Origin of the sequence: Saccharibacillus sacchari (assembly GCF_037722395.1) — a bacterium.
Classification (GTDB): domain Bacteria; phylum Bacillota; class Bacilli; order Paenibacillales; family Paenibacillaceae; genus Saccharibacillus; species Saccharibacillus sacchari_A.
On the sequence record NZ_JBBKAR010000068.1, the window covers coordinates 25,116 to 42,085 of the forward strand.

17 protein-coding genes are annotated in these 16,970 nt (G+C 51.3%); 14 read left to right on the top strand and 3 right to left on the bottom strand.

The genetic code is table 11. From position 1 onward, the window contains the following. Positions 1 to 29 precede the first annotated feature (29 nt). The 10 genes from WKI47_RS26085 (at position 30) to WKI47_RS26130 (ending at position 8,384) form a co-directional block, all read left to right on the top strand. A complete protein-coding gene (locus WKI47_RS26085; RefSeq protein ID WP_340230138.1) occupies positions 30 to 2,465 on the top strand; it encodes an RHS repeat-associated core domain-containing protein in 2,436 nt (811 codons plus the stop codon). Between the two features lie 9 nt (positions 2,466 to 2,474). Further along, positions 2,475 to 2,777: a hypothetical protein gene (locus tag WKI47_RS26090; RefSeq protein ID WP_340230139.1), complete on the top strand. Its 303-nt coding sequence runs from the start codon at positions 2,475 to 2,477 to the stop codon at positions 2,775 to 2,777. A 6-nt stretch (positions 2,778 to 2,783) separates the two neighbouring features. Continuing rightward, positions 2,784 to 4,175: an RHS repeat-associated core domain-containing protein gene (locus WKI47_RS26095; RefSeq protein WP_340230140.1), complete on the top strand. Its 1,392-nt coding sequence runs from the start codon at positions 2,784 to 2,786 to the stop codon at positions 4,173 to 4,175. A gap of 12 nt (positions 4,176 to 4,187) precedes the next feature. After that, complete coding sequence (locus WKI47_RS26100) at positions 4,188 to 4,499, top strand: hypothetical protein (RefSeq protein ID WP_340230141.1); 312 nt, start codon at positions 4,188 to 4,190, stop codon at positions 4,497 to 4,499. Positions 4,500 to 4,576: 77 nt separating this feature from the next. Further along, positions 4,577 to 5,269, top strand: a complete 693-nt coding sequence (locus tag WKI47_RS26105; protein WP_340230142.1) for an RHS repeat-associated core domain-containing protein — start codon at positions 4,577 to 4,579, stop codon at positions 5,267 to 5,269. 138 nt (positions 5,270 to 5,407) lie between these two features. Then, the gene (locus tag WKI47_RS26110) at positions 5,408 to 5,683 is read left to right on the top strand and encodes a hypothetical protein (RefSeq protein ID WP_340230143.1); all 276 of its coding nucleotides are present in this window, start codon (positions 5,408 to 5,410) and stop codon (positions 5,681 to 5,683) included. A 33-nt stretch (positions 5,684 to 5,716) separates the two neighbouring features. Further along, positions 5,717 to 6,247: a hypothetical protein gene (locus WKI47_RS26115; protein WP_340230144.1), complete on the top strand. Its 531-nt coding sequence runs from the start codon at positions 5,717 to 5,719 to the stop codon at positions 6,245 to 6,247. A 72-nt stretch (positions 6,248 to 6,319) separates the two neighbouring features. Continuing rightward, positions 6,320 to 7,000: a pre-toxin TG domain-containing protein gene (locus WKI47_RS26120; protein ID WP_340230155.1), complete on the top strand. Its 681-nt coding sequence runs from the start codon at positions 6,320 to 6,322 to the stop codon at positions 6,998 to 7,000. Further along, on the top strand, positions 6,987 to 7,433 hold the full coding sequence (locus tag WKI47_RS26125) for a hypothetical protein (protein WP_340230145.1): 447 nt from the start codon (positions 6,987 to 6,989) through the stop codon (positions 7,431 to 7,433). Before WKI47_RS26120 ends, WKI47_RS26125 begins: the two co-directional genes overlap by 14 nt. 270 nt (positions 7,434 to 7,703) lie before the next feature. Continuing rightward, positions 7,704 to 8,384 carry a hypothetical protein gene (locus tag WKI47_RS26130; protein WP_340230146.1) on the top strand — a complete coding sequence of 227 codons (681 nt, stop codon included), beginning with the start codon at positions 7,704 to 7,706 and terminating at the stop codon, positions 8,382 to 8,384. A gap of 95 nt (positions 8,385 to 8,479) precedes the next feature. Here WKI47_RS26130 and nspC read toward each other — a convergent pair whose 3' ends face one another. The 3 genes from nspC to WKI47_RS26145 all read right to left on the bottom strand — a co-directional run bounded on the left by nspC (position 8,480) and on the right by WKI47_RS26145 (position 12,078). Continuing rightward, positions 8,480 to 9,622, bottom strand: a complete 1,143-nt coding sequence (gene nspC, locus WKI47_RS26135) for a carboxynorspermidine decarboxylase (RefSeq protein ID WP_340230147.1) — start codon at positions 9,620 to 9,622, stop codon at positions 8,480 to 8,482. Positions 9,623 to 9,644: 22 nt separating this feature from the next. After that, the gene (locus WKI47_RS26140; protein ID WP_340230148.1) at positions 9,645 to 10,844 is read right to left on the bottom strand and encodes a saccharopine dehydrogenase family protein; all 1,200 of its coding nucleotides are present in this window, start codon (positions 10,842 to 10,844) and stop codon (positions 9,645 to 9,647) included. Between the two features lie 358 nt (positions 10,845 to 11,202). Continuing rightward, positions 11,203 to 12,078 carry an AraC family transcriptional regulator gene (locus tag WKI47_RS26145; protein WP_340230149.1) on the bottom strand — a complete coding sequence of 292 codons (876 nt, stop codon included), beginning with the start codon at positions 12,076 to 12,078 and terminating at the stop codon, positions 11,203 to 11,205. A 188-nt stretch (positions 12,079 to 12,266) separates the two neighbouring features. Between WKI47_RS26145 and WKI47_RS26150 the strand changes: the two genes are divergently transcribed. The 4 genes from WKI47_RS26150 to WKI47_RS26165 all read left to right on the top strand — a co-directional run bounded on the left by WKI47_RS26150 (position 12,267) and on the right by WKI47_RS26165 (position 16,621). Continuing rightward, positions 12,267 to 13,499, top strand: coding sequence for an LLM class flavin-dependent oxidoreductase (locus tag WKI47_RS26150; RefSeq protein ID WP_340230150.1), 1,233 nt, complete (start codon positions 12,267 to 12,269; stop codon positions 13,497 to 13,499). After that, positions 13,496 to 14,767 (top strand): ABC transporter substrate-binding protein, encoded by a 1,272-nt coding sequence (locus WKI47_RS26155; RefSeq protein WP_340230151.1) that lies wholly within the window; start codon positions 13,496 to 13,498, stop codon positions 14,765 to 14,767. The genes WKI47_RS26150 and WKI47_RS26155 overlap by 4 nt, the downstream gene beginning before the upstream one ends. 19 nt (positions 14,768 to 14,786) lie before the next feature. After that, a complete protein-coding gene (locus WKI47_RS26160) occupies positions 14,787 to 15,680 on the top strand; it encodes a sugar ABC transporter permease (protein ID WP_340230152.1) in 894 nt (297 codons plus the stop codon). A gap of 125 nt (positions 15,681 to 15,805) precedes the next feature. Beyond that, positions 15,806 to 16,621, top strand: coding sequence for a carbohydrate ABC transporter permease (locus tag WKI47_RS26165; RefSeq protein ID WP_340230153.1), 816 nt, complete (start codon positions 15,806 to 15,808; stop codon positions 16,619 to 16,621). Positions 16,622 to 16,970: the final 349 nt, after the last annotated feature.

Below are 16,970 nucleotides of genomic sequence, written 5' to 3' on the forward strand. Positions count from 1 at the left end.
CCTCGGGCGCGCAGATCATCACGAACACGATGCTTGCCGTATACGGCAGCGTCGAGATTCCTTTCCAGGCTAAGTATTACTCCTTGCTGCAAGGGCAGACGTCGCAGGCGGCGGACGCGTTTGGTCAGCTCACGCAGATGTCGGATGCCAACGGCAACCCGGCGCAGTACCAATACGATCTGCTAGGACGCCTGACGAACGAGACCGACGCGACCGGCGGCAGCCGAACGCACACGTACAACAATCTGGGCCTGCTCAGTCAGGATACGGATAAAAATGGACGCAGCACGACCTATGCGTACGATGCTGCAGGCAACATCAGCAAATTCACGGACGAAGCCGGAAGCGTGTCCTATCAATACGACGCCAACGGAAATATCCTGTCCGTGACCGGAAGCGACGGCAAAGTGCTGACGCGTACGTTCGATGCGTTGGATCGCGTCGAGACGTATACAGACGGCGACGGCAACACGATCGGCTACGCGTATGACGCCGCCGGACAATTGACGACGCTGACGTACCCGGACGGGAAAAAGGTGCAGTACGCGTACAACGCGATCGGCAACCTGTCGACCGTGACGGATTGGAACGGCCGCGTTACAAGCTACGACTATGACGTCAACGGCCGCCTGATTTCCACGAATCGAGCAAACGGCACGAGAGAAACCCGTTTGTACGACGCGTCCGGGCAGTTGACGAGCGTCGCGGAACTGAACACCGACGGTAGCGTGCGTACCGAAACGACGTATACGTATGATGCCGTAGGGAACATCGTGCAGGAAAACAGCGGCGAGTTCGCGGGACTGGCAGACGATACAGTTTATAACGAGAACGGACCGGGGTTGTCTCCGGCACCGGGCAGCGTCGGAGTTCCGAGCGGTTTGAATGCAGCGCCGATGCCGAAGGATGGAACGACGGTTCAAGAAGAAGTATACGGCGACTCTACGAACGCTACAGACCCGTCTTCTTCTTCCGAACTTTCAGCTTCGACGTCGGGCACGCCAACCGCGACCGAATCCACGGAGCTGACTGATCCAACCGAATCGACCGTTACGCAAGACATCTACGGATTGTACGGCGATCTGAACATGACGTACACGACAGATAATCGCCTCGCAACCGTTGACGGCCAAGCCGTGACCTACGATGCGGAAGGCAACATGCTGAACGGTCCGCTCGGCGGCACCATGCAGGATTATCAGTACGATGCGCGTAACCGCCTGACGCAAGCGGGCGGCGTGAGCTACGGATACGATAACGAGAACAACCGGAACTCCATCACGGTAAACGGCGTGACGACGAAGCAGATCATTAACCCGCACGCCGTGATGTCTCAAGTCCTGATGGAACAAGGCGCAGCCGGAACGCCGCAAGCGTGGTACGTGTACGGTCTGGGTCTGATCGGACGCGAAGACGCGGCAGGCAGCTACCGGACGTATCACTACGATCTGCGCGGCAGCACGGTCGCTCTGACCGACGAGCAAGGGCAAGTCACCGATACGTACACATATGACACGTACGGCGAACGCCTGAGCCACGAAGGTGCAAGCACGCAGCCGTTCCAGTACAATGGACGCGACGGGGTGCAGACGGATACGAACGGTCTGTACCAGATGCGTGCCCGTTACTATAACCCGGAGATCAAGCGGTTCGTGAACCGGGATGTATTGAGCGGAAGCATCGGCAACGGATTGACGATGAACCGGTATGCGTACGTTAACGGGAATCCGGTGTCGTTTATTGATCCGTTCGGGCTGAGTGCGGACGGAGCGACGTGGTGGCAGACGGGATTGAGCTTCGGTGTTGACGCTCTGCCTTTTGTCGGCACGTTGAAAGGGATTCAAGAAGTGTTTACCGGCGTGGATGTGATTACGGGTCAACAGTTATCGGTGACGGATCGCGTCGCGAACGGAGTCGGAACGGTGGCGAGCGTGATTCCGTTCGGTAAACACGTCGGGAAGTATTTGGCGAAGGAAGGCATTGATGGCGGGGCCTGGTTGTTTGGGAAGCTGGATTCTAAGTTGTTGGCTAAGAGTATTGACACTCCAATATCCAGGAATCCAATTTTTGCTGATAATAATTTTTTGATTGCAGCTGCAGAGAAAAACGACACTAAAGCACTTGATATTATTCGTGAAGGAAAAACTTATGTTACTCCTAACCAATATAATGAATTTTTTAATGTTAGTACTGCTGCTCAAAAGAAGTTCCGTAAAAACTTTTTACAGCAAGAGGGTATAGATATTTTCGGAGGTTTACAGGCAAAAGAAATATCGCAAACTAGTGAGTTTCAGCAGGTATTTAAATCAGTTAAAGCGTCACATGGACGTGGTGATGCTGCACTTGGGGCGTTTGCAAAAGCAACAGGCTATGAAGCATTCACTTACGAAAGAAGACTCTACAATCATTACAAACATACGTTACCTAATTTGGGCGTGCCAATACGTAATCCATTAAGAGAATAGGGAGGATGCATGTACAATTTACTATTAATAAATGTTAAATGTCCTCGGTGTAACGAGAGCGTTAATGCAGAAGCTGAATTTAAAATAGGTTTAATGAATTTGGATACGTATAAATTAGGAGATGAATTAAAATGGGCGATAGGGCGTGCTAAATCTCCACATCAGCTAAGACCGCAGAATGGCGATTCGATTGGTGAAGGTTATGTTTGTTGTCCGAACTGTGAAAAAGATTTTTGGGTAGTGATCAAAATTGAACATGATATAATTTCTAGTTTTGAAGTTGATATTACAAAAAAAGGATATATCGAATAAAATCTTATGTTGGCTTACCTTGATCGGCAATATGCCTTTCAAGGTTTCTTTTTGATGTACGGCGATCTGAACATGACGTACACGACAGATAATCGCCTCGCAACCTTTGACGGCCAAGCCGTGACCTACGATGCGGAAGGCAATATGCTGAACGGTCCGCTCGGCGGCACGATGCAGGATTATCAGTACGATGCGCGTAACCGCCTGACCCAAGCGGGCGGCGCAAGCTACGGATACGACAACGAGAACAACCGGAACTCCATCACGGTAAACGGCGTGACGACGAAGCAGATCATCAACCCGCACGCTGTCATGTCTCAAGTCCTGATGGAAACCGATGCCGTCGAAACCCCGCAAGCATGGTACGTGTACGGCCTAGGTCTGATCGGACACGAAGACGCGGCAGGCAGTTACCAAACGTACCACTACGATCTGCGCGGCAGCACGGTCGCTCTGACCGACGAGCAAGGGCAAGTGACCGATACGTACACATACGATACGTACGGCGAGCGCCTGAGCCACGAAGGTGCAAGCACGCAACCGTTCCAGTACAATGGACGCGACGGGGTGCAGACGGATGTGAACGGTCTGTACCAGATGCGTGCCCGCTACTACAATCCGGAGATCAAGCGTTTTGTGAACCGGGACGTGCTGAGCGGAAGCATTGGTAACGGATTGACGATGAACCGGTATGCGTATGTGAACGGCAATCCGGTATCGTTTATTGATCCGTTTGGGCTCAGTGCGGACGGAGCGACATGGTGGCAGACGGGGTTGAGTTTCGTCGCGGATGCGACTCCATTCGTGGGCACGATTAAAGGGATTCAGGAAGTGTTCAGCGGGGTCGATTTGATCACCGGGCAGCAGATGTCGGTGACGGATCGTGTGGCGACTGGAGTCGGAACAGCGGCCAGCCTGATCCCGTTCGGGAAGCATATCGGGAAGTATCTGACGAAAGAAGGAATTGACGGCGGGGCTTGGTTGATCGGGAAGCTAAAGAAAACTCCCGTTCAGACAGTGGAACCGAGAGACTATCGTCTGAAGCTGGACTTGCAGTTGTTTGGAGGAACTAGTGCAGAGACTATCGATCTTTATCGTGCAGTTACTCCTGAAGAGTTTGATGACATTATGGCTACAGGGAAATTTAGATTTGGGCCAAGAAGTATGGATGCAAAGCAGTTTGGACATGTAGGAGAAGAAGTCTTAAACCTTGCTAATACTCGTATAATGATAGATACTGCTGCAATTGTAAAAACAACAATACCTAGATCTGCTTTTGAACAATTCGATCATACTCCTCTTGATACAAAATTTTTAAAGAGTGGAGCTACAACTGTTCTTCCAGAGATGTTAGAACTTTTAAATAAATCAATAAAAAATATAGATCATTGGTTTTAGGAGAGGGTTTCTATGCTGAAAATTGAGGCCGAAATTTATTTGAATCGTGAAGATGAAGGGGGCATGACAAAAGAAGGTTTTTCTGGAATGATGCCTTCTTTCAATGTGGAAAATAATCTTATTATGTGTAGAGTGACATTAAAAACCAAGAAAGATGTGATTGAAAGAGGAGAATACCATAAGGTATCGATTGAGTTACCCTATGGTGAAGAATATCGGAATTATATTTCTGCGGGGTACTGTTTTACTCTAAATACAGGAAAAAAAATAATTGCTAAAGGAACGGTAACTTCAATGGAAGCCATTTCTTCAGAAAAAAACTAGTCACACAATCTTACCTTGATTGGCTTTATGCCTTTCAAGGTTTTTTTATTAAACACATCATCAACTTGCACGCTGTCATGTCTCAAGTCCTGATGGAAACCGACGCAGCCGGAACGCCGCAAGCGTGGTACGTGTACGGTCTGGGTCTGATCGGACGCGAAGACGCGGCAGGCAGCTACCAGACGTACCACTACGATCTGCGCGGCAGCACGGTCGCTCTGACCGACGAGCAAGGGCAAGTGACCGATACGTACACATACGATACGTACGGCGAGCGCCTGAGCCACGAAGGTGCAAGCACGCAACCGTTCCAGTACAATGGACGCGACGGGGTGCAGACGGATACGAACGGTCTGTACCAGATGCGTGCCCGCTACTACAATCCGGAGATCAAGCGTTTTGTGAACCGGGACGTGCTGAGCGGAAGCATTGGCAACGGATTGACGATGAACCGGTATGCGTACGTTAATGGAAATCCGGTATCGTTTATTGATCCGTTCGGGCTGAGTGCGGACGGTGCGACGTGGTGGCAGACGGGGTTGAGCTTCGGGGTAGATGCCCTGCCGTTTGTCGGCACATTGAAAGGGATTCAAGAAGTGTTTACCGGCGTGGATCTGATTACGGGTCAACAGTTATCGGTAACCGATCGCGTGGCGAACGGAGTCGGAACGGTGGCGAGTATGATTCCGTTTGGTAAGATAGTAGAGGAAAATTTGACTGTTGAAGCTATAGAGGCAGGAAGTCGGTTTGCTAAGAATGTTGACCCTTAGAAGAGCGATTTTGGCCTACCAAACGAAGGTTTTGGACAACTAGTTAGAAATCTTTCTAAGTGGGACCCCATGAGAACGAAGTTTGCTCGTATGTTAAAAGAAGTTAGAAGATCTGAAGGTACCATTAGATAAGCCGATATGGGAGGAACCTATGCGGTATTCGGTGGGAATTCCATAGAGGATGGAGTATGGTTTAGATGGAATCCAGAAAAAGTTAGAATTGTAGACATGCTTGAAGAAGTGAATCATTGGCAACAATACAAAAATAAATTGCAAAAAGCAGGTTATTCTCCAGAAGCACTAGAATTGATGGCTAAAAAAGCTATCATGAATAATTATGATTTAGAGATTGAACTGCGAGAGGAATTGTCAGATGATATTCGAAGAATTTTAGCTGGAGAATATGTACAATGATTTATTAAGGAGGTCAAAGGTATTTTTGTATTAATGGAACATGAAGAAAAAACGTCAAAGTTAAAAGGGAAAAAAGTCACTCCTTCTATAGTAGGTACCTTAGATCATCGCGCGCTACCTTTGGGACATTACGTTGGGTTGAAATTCAAACAAAAGATTTCGTTAGTCAATGAAGGAGGCTTTTTAAACGCGGCTCCTCATTTAAGAGCGGCATACAGCCTTGCCAATTTACGTCCTGCTACGTTGGGAGAAGAAGCAATTTCCGTCTCAAATGGAGAAGTATTTGTTTTGGAAAATTCTCAAAATTCTGTGGCGATATCTGCATTTAAGACAATTACTCATTCAATAAAAGAAGAGGAGTTGGTATTGCTCAATAGTATATGGATACCTGGTGTTTTTAGCGCGTATGACAGTACCAGCCGGGGATTCATAAGTTTAAAGAGTAAAGAAATTATTTTAGAAAATCGGAAACTTGATTTATTGCTATCCTCAGAAATCGAATTTGAATCTAGATACAAATTCAATTCACAAACTCTTAAACTGTATGTTAAAGGGACAGAATAAATATTGAACAGAACTTATTTTATACATGCCTAATTTAAAAAAGATGACTCCGTAAGTTCTAATTTGAGAACCTTGATTAGCTATAAGCTATTTAAGGTTTCTTTTTATATTCAATGTAAAGGGCTTCAAGAAGTGTTTACCGGCGTGGATCTAATTACCGGCCAACAGTTGTCGGTAACGGATCGCGCGGCGAACGGAGTCGGAACGGTGGCGAGCGTGATTCCGTTCGGTAAGCACGTCGGGAAGTATCTGGCGAAGGAAGGTATTGAAGGCGGGGCTTGGCTATGGAGAAAAGCTGTAAAAAATAATCCATCTGATTCGGAAGAATTGATTACTGTTTATCGAGGAACAAAGAATTATCTAGAAAATGAAGTATATGATCAAACGGGACACTTATTAAGTGATGCTACCAGATTAGCATATATGGAATCAGGTGATCTTGCTAATGCTTATAAAATTGCTCAACCTATTCATAAGCAATGGCTAGAAATCTGGTATAGCAATATGGATGACTATGTACAAGCTCATGGCGCTTTTGGAACTGATCTGCAAAAAGCGTTTAAAATGGATGGGACATTAATGTCTGTTACTACCGATGAGAGTATTGCCAAGTATTTTGCAAATGGTGGTAGAGTGTATGAAGCTAATATTCCTAGATCGAAGTTAATACCGCAAACACTTCAAGGATCTACAGAACAAGAATTTCTTATTGAGTTTGGGATAGGAGGATTCAAATTAAGTGAACCTAAATGATAAATTGATTAGTAAGCACGAATTTTGCGGACAGGCTTTATACATTTTATCTCCTGATTATTTCCAATATTTAATCGAAGATCCTACGATAGAAGGACAACAAATATCTGCTTTTGATCTTGTTGTCCCTATGATGGATTTTGTAAAGAAACATCAAAATTTTTCTCTTGCATGTTACTCTCTAGGAACAAGTTTGTGGATGTTTTGTTTACTTTTAAAAAAAGAAGGGAAGTTGTACAAAGTACAACTTGAAAATGCTGAGTGTGAAGTATGTAAGTGGACAGGACAGATTGCCAATCCGACAATTCCAGAGTTATATTTTGGCTGTAGAAATCGCTGGGACGCAATGGAGGAAGCGTATAAAGCTCCATTTGTTCCATGTCCAAAATGCCATAGTGTTTTGTCTAGACCAACAATTTGGATAGATGATTAATATTTAATGGAGATTTATAGTATTACTTTTAAACCTTGATCGGCAATATGCCTTTCAAGGTTTTTTAAAACAAACTTTTAAAAGTCATCAACCTGTACGCTACGATTCCTATTTTAAAAAGAATTTAAGCATTAGATAGCGCTACTTTCAGTTGGTTAGGGAGCATATCTTTTATATTTTTAGAAAAACTTTCTCATAAAGCGTAACGTTTTGGAAATCGGCGTTGTTCATCCCTATGAACGTCAAAACGAAGAAAAGGAGAATGTGATCATGAACCCTACTTTCAAACTTTACGGAAAAACTCTCTGCGCAGCCGGACTTGCGACGACTCTTATCTTGTCGTCCGCGCCTTTCCAGCCTGCTTCGGCTCAAGAAAACGAAATTGTAGCTTCGGCCGAACAAGAAGTGAAAGTCGAAAACGCCGAAGTAAATCTGACCGTCGATTCTCCCTATTCGTTGACCGAGGAAGATGGAAGTATCGTTTTCTTTGACAATCAACAGGATTACGATAGCTATGTAGCCAATTCCGCCCAATCGAACACCGAGTCGTCCGCTCGTAGCATAACTCCGTCGGCTTCTTGGGAGCAAACGACTTCGACGCTGATCAGTGACAAGTCGATCTCTAACGCATTCATCGGATATCATCCGTTGACTCCGGCTTGGAGTTACGCCTCCGGTTATTCCCTTCAACAGGGCGAATCTTTCGCGATCAACGGCTCATACAGCTATAACGGTTTTACGGCCGGCGTAACGTTCACGCAAAATGTGAGTGCTACAACGTCATTCACCGCCAATCAAGCAAAAGCCAGCCGACTCGGCGTATGGTCTAACCTGCGTTATACCAAGTTCAAGCATGTAGTTACAGGAGCGACAGGCGCAGTTGTCAAGACTTACTACTCGGAACATCTTTCCCAAGTAGGCGTGCCAACACTCAAAATCAAATACCAATAAACCTGATTGTTTAAAGCATGAAAATGAAATGCCGCTGCTTCCAAAGGAAGCAGCGGCATTTTTCTTTTGTAATATGGAGTCTTGATTAAACTCTCTTAAGACAACCGCGAACTATAATCCTCGAACTTAAACTCGCGAATCACCTTGATGCCTTCCTCGTCGTTATACGAAGCGATCGAAGGAAGGTTCACGCCGTTGAACATATGGTTTTTGACCATCGTGTAGTGCGCCATGTCGCCGAAGACCAGTTTGTCGCCGATTTGCAGCGGGCGGTCGAACGAGTAGTCGCCGATGACGTCGCCCGCGAGGCAGGTCATGCCGCCCAGACGGTACGTGATCGCTTTTTCGCCCGGCATGCCGGTTCCGTCGATGTTCGGACGGTAAGGCATCGCCAGCACGTCCGGCATATGGCATTCCGCCGATGTGTCGAGGATCGCGATGTCCATGCCGTTTTTCATCGTGTCGAGCACGGTCGCTACCAGGTAGCCCGTGTTCAGCGCGATGGCTTCGCCCGGCTCCAGGTAGACTTGCACGTCGTACTTGTCGCGCGCGAATTCGATGCAGCGGATCAGGCGCTCGACGTCGTAGTCGGGACGCGTGATATGGTGGCCGCCGCCGAAGTTCAGCCATTTCATTTTCGCAATGACATGGCCGAATTTCTCGTCGACGACTTTGAGCGTGTTTTCCAGCGTATCGGAGTTCTGCTCGCACATTGTATGGAAATGCAGGCCGTCGATGCCTTCCAGATCGCTCTCGTCGAAGTTCTCCAGCGTGATGCCCATGCGGGAGTACGGCGAGCACGGATCGTAAAGCGGCACTTCAAGTTCCGAATATTCCGGATTGATGCGCAGGCCCACTTCGATCTTGCGGCCCGGGTAGTTCAGCACTTTGTCTTTGAACTTGCGCCATTGGGCGAACGAGTTGAACACGATATGGTCCGTATAGCTCAGCAGTTCGTCGAACTCGCGATCGACGTAAGCCGGAGCGTATACATGCACTTCTTTGCCCATTTTCTCGTATCCGAGACGCGCTTCGAACAGCGAGCTGGACGTCACGCCTGCCAGGTATTTGCCGACCAACGGATACTCCGCGAACATGGAGAAGCCTTTTTGGGCGAGCAGGATCTTGGCGCCGGTACGTTCCTGCACGGAGCCGAGCAATTCCAGGTTTTGGGTGAGCAGACGCTCGTCCACAACGTAACAAGGCGACGGGACGGCGCTGAAATCGATGTCTGTCATGATGAGTATTCCCTCCTACGCCTTAGTCCAGCAGCGTCGGCGAGAAGTCCTCTACCCACGGCAAGCCTTGTTTGTTCAGTTCTTCCATGAACGGGTCCGGATCGAACTCTTCCACGTTGTAGACGCCCGGCTTTTTCCAGAGGCCTTTGAGGACCATCATGGCGCCGATCATCGCAGGTACGCCGGTCGTGTAAGAGATCGCTTGCGAACCGACTTCGCGGTAGCACTCTTCGTGGTCGCATACGTTGTAGACATAGTACGTTTTCGGTTCGCCGTTTTTCGTACCTTGGAAAATGCAGCCGATGTTCGTTTTGCCTTTCGTGCGCGGTCCGAGCGAAGCCGGGTCCGGCAGAACGGCTTTCAGGAACTGAAGCGGCGCGATTTTTTGGCCTTCGAATTCGATCGGTTCGATGGAAGTCATGCCGACGTTTTCGAGGACTTTCAGGTGGTTCAGGTAGTTTTGCGAGAATGTCATCCAGAAGCGGATTTTTTTCAGGCCAGGCATGTTTTCCGCAAGGGACTCCAGCTCTTCATGATACAGCAGGTAGATGTCTTTCGGACCGATCTCCGGCAGGTCGTAGACTTTTTTCTCCGACAGGGGAGGAGTCTCGATCCATTCGCCGTTTTCCCAATAGCGGCCTTTTGCCGTGATCTCGCGGATATTGATCTCCGGGTTGAAGTTGGTCGCGAACGGATAGCCGTGATCGCCTGCGTTGGCGTCGACGATATCGATCTGATGGATCTCGTCGAAGTAATGCTTCAGCGCGTACGCGCTGAACACGCCGGTTACGCCCGGGTCGAAGCCGCTGCCGAGAACCGCCGTAAGGCCGGCTTTCTCGAATTTCTCGCGGTACGCCCACTGCCATTTATATTCGAATTTCGGATTGTCGAGCGGCTCGTAGTTGGCAGTGTCCAGGTAGTGAACGCCAGTTTCCAGGCACGCGTCCATAATGGTCAGATCCTGATAAGGGAGCGCCACGTTGATTACGATATCCGGCCCGAAGCTTTTGATCAGCTCCACGACTTCTTCGGTGCGGTCGGCGTCAACCTGCGCAACCGAAATCTTCGTGCGTCCTCCGTCCAATTTCGTTTTCAAAGCTTCACACTTCGACAACGTACGACTCGCGATACAAATTTCCTCAAATACGTCCGGATTCTGGACACACTTATGCACGACAACGCTAGCTACGCCGCCGGCACCGATAATCAATGCTTTTCCCAAAATCAAGTCCCCCCTTAGTCCGTTTAAAAAGATGGATTTTACACAGTTTTTACAGAGTTCAGCCGACATTTTTACATAACGAAATGAACTGCGGTTAAAAAATCAACAAGAAGGATTATACAAACTATTCCGCAAAAACACAAGAAAAACGCGAAAAAAACGGCTTTTTTCGGAATCGTCCCAGGATTTTAACAGGGTTTTAACAGAAATCCTCCGTAATCCGTCGTATTCCTCCGTTTTGTCCACTCAGCAGGTCATTTAGGAGCCGTATCGAAACGCAGCGGGTCCGCAGAAGCCGTGGGGCGTTTCTCCCTTTATTTATTACCCAGTCAGGATGAGGGCAAGCAGAACGTTTCTGTTAAAAGGAAGCGTGCTGCTGCCGGTACTGCTTGGGCGGAAGCCCCGTGTGCTTTTTGAACGCTTTGGAAAAGGAAAACAGGTCCGGGTAACCAACCGAATGCGCGATCTCCGACAGCGAGTACGAGGTCTGCTCCAGCAGCATGCGCGCCTCGTCCAGCTTGAGCTGCTGCATATGGCTGACCGGCGTATGCCCGTAGCGCTCGTGGAACTTTTTGCTGAAATGGGTTCGTCCGACGCCCGCATGCCGCGCTACTTCCTCGATCGTGATCCCGTCCGCGTAATGGATCTCCATGTAATCCAGCCCGCGCTGAAGCCAAGACACGCCGTCCGGCTCGCTTCCTTCTGGGAGCGTTGTAGATTCCAGCGCGGCGAAAATGCGGTAAAACTCCGACAGCCGGCTCAGATCCGACGCTTCGGCGTGCTCGGCGGACGTTTTTTCCAGAAAAGAACGCATCGCTGCCGCCGCTTCTTCCACGAGCGCAGAAGGCAAATGCGGACGCTGGGGCGTCAGGCCGATCCGCCGCAGCAGCTCCAGTGCCATTTTCCCGTCGAACGCCAGAAAAATCTTGCGCAATGGCGCTTCCGGATCGGTCCAGTATTCGTGCATGACCTGAGGAAAAAGGCAGTACATATCGCCCGCGGCAAGCGGGTACGTCCGGTCGCCATGCACGAACGTGCCGCGTCCTTCGAGCACGAGCAGCAGATAATAGTAGGCGGTCGTGCGCGGCCCGATATGGTAGTTGGGCTTGGCGAGATTCGAACCGAGGCGGATCGGCCAGGCCGGACCGCACTTTTCATAATCGGACGGCGTGAAAAAGTGAATGCGTAGATGCTCGTGATGGTCTTCCTTCATATATTCGGTGTCGATCGGCATGAACAAAGCTCCTTTTTCAACAGGGGTGCATACAAAATGACAAAAAAGCCGAATGGCGAAATGACATTTACTATTGGCTTAAGCGTTGTTATCATTCTAACAAAACTAATCCAACTTGTTTAGTTGGGATAATGTATCTCTAATTTTAACTACAAAAATATAAAACATAAAGAAAGGCGGCAACGACGATGACAGCAGACGAAGGCAGCAAGCGGGAGATCAAGTTCGGTTGGTTTTTGCCTACGGCGGGAGACGGCAGTCACGTAGGCGTGGAACCGGAACGTCCGGCGACGCTGGATTATTTGACGGATGTGGCGCAGGCGGCGGAGACGGCGGGATTTGAATTCGTGCTTATTCCGACCGGTGGCGCGTGTCTGGACGCCTGGGTCGTCGGTTCGGCGGTCATGAGCCGCACGGCGACGCTGCGTCCGCTCGTGGCCGTACGGCCGGGCCTGACCGCTCCTGTGCTGTCGGCGCGCATGGGCGCGGCGCTGGATCAGCTATCAGGCGGCCGGGCGATGATCAATGTCGTGACCGGAAGCTCCGTGCAGGATCTCGAAGAACTGGGCGATCCGCTGGCGCGTTCGCACGACGAGCGGTACGAGCGGGCGGACGAGTACTTGGACGTGATGAAAAGGGCTTGGGCGAACGGCGATAAGCCGCAGGCTTCGGAGTTTGTGGCAGTATCGGGCGCGAACGGATCGGCTCCGGCAGTGGCGGAAAACGAGAAGCCAGCCGTTTCGTCAAGTTCCGAGCCGTTCCGCGGCAAGCATTACACGTTCGAACGTGCGTCGGGATCGCCGCGCACCGTGCAAAACCCACATCCTCCGTTTTATCTGGGCGGCAGCTCGGAAGGCGCGAAGCGGGTCGCGATCCGTCATGCCGACACCTTCCTGATGTGGGGGGAACCGCACGCGTGGATCGAGGAGCAGATCGCGGAGATCGAACAGATGCGACTGGCTTACGAAAAAGAAACCGGGGCACCGCGCGAGCTGCGTTACGGTTTGCGCGCCCAGGTGCTGGTGCGCGATACGGAAGAAGAAGCATGGGCGGCGGCCCGCGAGATTATCAGCAAAGTATCCCCGGAAGCGATCGAGCGCGCGGAAAAAGAATTTGCCGCGACCGACGCGACCAACCAGCGGCGTCAGAACGAGCTGCGAGAGCTGTCCAAAGCGGAACAATTCGTTGTCGGTCCCAACCTGTGGACGGGATTGTCGGTGGTCCGCTCCGGCGGCGCGATCCTGATCGTCGGCACGGCCGACCAAGTATCGCAGCGGCTGATCGAATATGCCGAACTCGGCGTATCTACGTTTATCCTGTCCGGCTACCCGCATCTGGAAGAAGCCGAAATATTCGGACGGGAAGCATTGCCGCTGTTTAAACAAAAATGGGCGAACATTCAAAAGGAGGTTGTACGATGACGGGGAAATCCGGTAAAAAAGTTCGTTATTTGTTGGCATCGGGGGCGCTTGCGCTGACGGCGGTGCTTTCCGCTTGCGGAGGAGGAGGTTCGGCGGCTTCCGGTTCGGGCGGCGACGTCACGATCAATTTCCTGCATTGGCGCGGCGAAGACGTCAAAGCGCTGGATACGCTTATCGACAAATTCGAAACGGCGAACCCAACGATCAAGGTCGAGATGCAGACGCTGCCGTCCGACCAGTACCAATCGACGGCGCAAGCGAAACTGTCCGACGGTTCCGTCGGCGACGTGTTCGCTTCGTTCCCCGGCGCGCAATTCGACGCTCTGGCGAAAGCCGGCGTGTTCACGGATCTCAGCGGCTCGGATTGGCTCAAAAGCTTCAACGCCGATCTGATCGCGGCCGGACAGCAAGACGGCAAACAGCTCGCCGTGCCTTACCAGCTCGTGTACAACGATCCGATCTATAACGTGAAGCTGTTCGAAAAATACGGCTTGACGCCGCCTACCGATTGGGAAGGCTTCCTGGCGTTGTGCCAAACATTGAAAGACAACGGCATTATTCCGATCGCGTTCGCGGGCGCCGATATCGGTCCCGGCCAATTCATGAACACGATGGTGATGAACAACGAGCCTAGCGAAGACATCTTCGAAAAAGTGGAAGCGGGCGAAGCCAAGCTGACCGACGAATGGTGGGTCAAAACGCTGACGCAGATCAAAGAACTGAACGATAAAGGCTACTTCCAGCCCGACGCCCTCGGCACGAAAGACGCCGCGGCGGGCGCGCTGTTCGTGCAGGAAAAAGCGGGCATGCTCGCCAGCGGCTCGTACCAGCTCGCGCAGAACGCGGCGCAAAACCCGGAACTTGAGCAAGGGCTGCTCGCGCCGATCACGGTGAGCGCGGGCGAAGCCAAATACGAAGGCGTGCATACGAGCACGTTCATGCTGGCGGTCAATAGCAAGTCGAAGCACCCGGAAGAAGCGAAAAAGTTTCTGGAATACCTGAGCCAGCCGGACGTAGCGGGCGAATATGCGAACGCGACAGGGCAAAACGTTACGGTTGACGGCGTATCGTACACCAGTCCCGAACTGAAGGTCGCGGAAGAATGGACCGGCAAAAAGACGCTGTTCCAGCCGCGCTTCACGATCAAAAACGGCGATAACCAAAAAGCCGTGACGAACTCGATCCAAGCTGTGCTCGGAGGTTCCACGCCGGAGGAAGCCGCGCAGGAAGCTCAGGCGGTCATCGACCAGAACCTGAGCAAGTCCTGAGCCGCGGCGGAGCCTGCCTATGACTTTCAAACGATTGAAACATAAGCGTGCCTTGTGGCTGTTCCTGCTGCCGGGCACGCTGCTGTATCTGTTCCTGTTCGCGTACCCGACGTTGTCGGGGCTGTTTTATTCCTTTACCGATTGGGACGGCGTGTCCGATTCGTACCGGATGGTCGGCCTGGACAATTACAAAGACAGCTTCGACAGCCTCGTGTTCCGCAAAACGCTGCTGAACAACGTCAAGTTCATGCTCAGCGTCGTGATCGTGCAGACGATCGTGTCGCTGGTGCTGGCGATGCTGCTGTCCCGCAATACGAAAACGCGCGTCTTCCTGCGCGCGCTGTTTTTCCTGCCGGCGATCCTGTCGTCGGTATCGGTCGGCCTGATCTGGTCGTTCGTCTACGACCCGACGATCGGCATGCTCAATCTGGGCCTGCGCGGCGCGGGATTGGACAGCCTGGCGCAAAACTGGATCGGCGACCGCCATATCGCGCTGTACGCAATCGCGGCGGTGCAGGTCTGGGCGCATGCCGGACAGATGATGATCGTGTTCATCGCCGGATTGCAGGCCATTCCCGCCGAACTATACGAATCGGCGCGGATCGACGGCGGCAGCCGCTGGCAGTTGTTCCGCCATATCACATGGCCGCTGCTTGCTCCGGCTTCGGCGATCGTGATCGCGTACACGACGATCCAGTCGTTCAAAGCGTTCGACCTGATCTTCGTTATGACGGACGGAGGGCCGAACAACGCTACGGAGATTTTATCCACGTATATTTATCACACGGCGTTCGGCAACTACGAATTCGGACTCGCTTCGGCGGGGTCGATGATTTTCCTGGTCGTGCTGGCCGTGCTGGCCGTGCTGACGTATTTGCAGTTCAAAGCGCTGCGCACGGACCGGGCCATGTGACGGCGGTCTCGCTACAATAAATTCGTTTTCGACTTATCAACTTAACAACTTAACAATGTAACAACGAAGCTTGCTTATGAACGTTGGATCTGTGTCTGCTTACAGGAAGGAGGAAAGACTGCTTTATGGCATTCAAATGGCTCGGACGGCTGCTCGTGCTGCTGTACGCGGCGATTATCGCCGCGCCGCTGTATTTCGTGCTAATCTCGGCGTTCAAGCCGACCACGGCTTTCTTCGCCGACCCGCTCGGTTGGCCGAAGCCGCTCACGCTGGAAAACTTCGCCGCGTTATTCGAGCAGCAGCCGATGTTGCGTTACTTCGGCAACAGCGCGCTCGTGACGCTCGGCACGGTGACGCTGTCGTTGCTGCTCGGTAGCCTGATTTCGTACGCGATCGTGCGCTTTGGCGGCCGGATCGGCGCGTTTTTCTTCGCGCTGTACGCGGCTGGTCTGATCGTGCCGACGCAGGTGAACATGCTGCCGCTATATTCGCTGGTGCGCAAGCTCGGCTGGTCGGATAATTTGCTCGGCTTGGTCATCGTGTCCGTGGCGCTGTTCCTGCCGCTGACCGTGTTCATGCTGACGGGCTTCATGCGCTCGCTGAGCCGCGAAGTGCTGGAAGCGGGCAGCATCGACGGAGCGAGCGAGTGGCGGCTGTACGTGAGGATTGCGATTCCGCTGTCCGCGCCCGCGCTGTCGGCATGCGCCACGTTCCTGTTCGTGATGTCGTGGAACGACCTGCTGATGCCGATGCTGCTGATCAACGGCAACTCCAAGTTGACGCTTCCGCTCGCGCTGATGCAGTTCCGGGGGGAGTACGTGACGAATTATACGACGCTGCTCGCCGGAGTCGTGCTTTCGGCGGCGCCGATGGTGGTCTTGTTCTTGTTCCTGCAACGGTACTTTATTGCGGGGATGACGGCTGGGGCGATCAAAGGTTGAATAAGAGGCTGCTTTAGAACCTGTCACAGGGCTAAAGCGGTCTTTTTTTCAGTTGGTGCGGAAGGCGGCAAGCTACTCGTACCTTGACCGCTCAAGAGATTAGGTTACGCTCCCCGAAAACCCGCTGAACCGTGCGTGTTTCCGATGAACGCAAACCTTAGATTGGATGCGGTCAAGCTACTAGTTGATTTCTAGTGTCAGGTGAAAGGGGCGGCACGGCTCCAATTAACTGCATATCTCCATTTAATTTCTGCGAATTTAAAGATTTGAGACCTATACCTGCATATATACAGGTAATCACTTCTTTTTTCGAAGACGGGTGCTTTTTTCGCTCAAATAAATGGACATA

Coding starts and splice junctions, on each gene's coding strand:
- WKI47_RS26085 (WP_340230138.1), top strand. CDS start 30: ATGCTTGCCGTATACGGCAGCGTCGAGATTCCTTTCCAGGCTAAGTAT.
- WKI47_RS26090 (WP_340230139.1), top strand. CDS start 2,475: ATGTACAATTTACTATTAATAAATGTTAAATGTCCTCGGTGTAACGAG.
- WKI47_RS26095 (WP_340230140.1), top strand. CDS start 2,784: ATGTTGGCTTACCTTGATCGGCAATATGCCTTTCAAGGTTTCTTTTTG.
- WKI47_RS26100 (WP_340230141.1), top strand. CDS start 4,188: ATGCTGAAAATTGAGGCCGAAATTTATTTGAATCGTGAAGATGAAGGG.
- WKI47_RS26105 (WP_340230142.1), top strand. CDS start 4,577: ATGTCTCAAGTCCTGATGGAAACCGACGCAGCCGGAACGCCGCAAGCG.
- WKI47_RS26110 (WP_340230143.1), top strand. CDS start 5,408: ATGGGAGGAACCTATGCGGTATTCGGTGGGAATTCCATAGAGGATGGA.
- WKI47_RS26115 (WP_340230144.1), top strand. CDS start 5,717: ATGGAACATGAAGAAAAAACGTCAAAGTTAAAAGGGAAAAAAGTCACT.
- WKI47_RS26130 (WP_340230146.1), top strand. CDS start 7,704: ATGAACCCTACTTTCAAACTTTACGGAAAAACTCTCTGCGCAGCCGGA.
- nspC (WP_340230147.1), bottom strand. CDS start 9,622: ATGACAGACATCGATTTCAGCGCCGTCCCGTCGCCTTGTTACGTTGTG.
- WKI47_RS26145 (WP_340230149.1), bottom strand. CDS start 12,078: ATGCCGATCGACACCGAATATATGAAGGAAGACCATCACGAGCATCTA.
- WKI47_RS26150 (WP_340230150.1), top strand. CDS start 12,267: ATGACAGCAGACGAAGGCAGCAAGCGGGAGATCAAGTTCGGTTGGTTT.
- WKI47_RS26155 (WP_340230151.1), top strand. CDS start 13,496: ATGACGGGGAAATCCGGTAAAAAAGTTCGTTATTTGTTGGCATCGGGG.
- WKI47_RS26160 (WP_340230152.1), top strand. CDS start 14,787: ATGACTTTCAAACGATTGAAACATAAGCGTGCCTTGTGGCTGTTCCTG.
- WKI47_RS26165 (WP_340230153.1), top strand. CDS start 15,806: ATGGCATTCAAATGGCTCGGACGGCTGCTCGTGCTGCTGTACGCGGCG.